Below are 578 nucleotides of genomic sequence, written 5' to 3'. Positions count from 1 at the left end.
GTCTGGGGCCCGGACAAGCTGGTGGACGAGGGCCTGGGCCGTGCCGAGGACTGGATCATCCGCAGCGACGGCAAGGGCAGGAAGAACGCCAGCAAGTGGCACGGTTTCGGCCAGCTGGCCGACGGCTTCAACATGCTGGACCCGATCAAGTCCACCATCGTGACGCCCGGCCTGAACCTGGACGGCAAGTTCGACAAGACCGGCATTCCCGCGTCGATCGTGACCAAGTACCTGGCCGAGCACGGGGTGGTGGTGGAGAAGACGGGGCTCTACAGCTTCTTCATCATGTTCACCATCGGCATCACCAAGGGCCGCTGGAACACGCTGCTGGCGGCGCTGCAGCAGTTCAAGGACGACTACGAGAAGAACCAGCCGATGTGGCGCATCCTTCCGGAGTTCTGCCAGCAGCACAAGCGCTACGAGCGCATGGGCCTGAAGGACCTGTGCCAGCACGTGCACGAGCTCTACGCGAAATACGACATCGCGCGCCTGACCACCGAGATGTACCTCTCGGACCTCACGCCCGCGATGAAGCCCAGCGACGCGTTCGCCCACATCGCGCACCGCAAGACCGAGCG

The 578-nt window shown here is 64.0% G+C and carries 1 pseudogene; it reads left to right on the top strand.

Annotated features, from left to right (window positions below):
- Window positions 1-578, top strand: a pseudogene (locus GVL03_RS19210) (lysine decarboxylase); the annotation flags it as partial.

Source organism: Microbacterium sp. 18062, from assembly GCF_902706225.1.
Classification (GTDB): Bacteria; Actinomycetota; Actinomycetes; order Actinomycetales; family Microbacteriaceae; genus Microbacterium.
The sequence above is the reverse complement of the archived record's forward strand: the minus strand, read 5'-3'. Positions and strand labels throughout refer to the sequence as shown.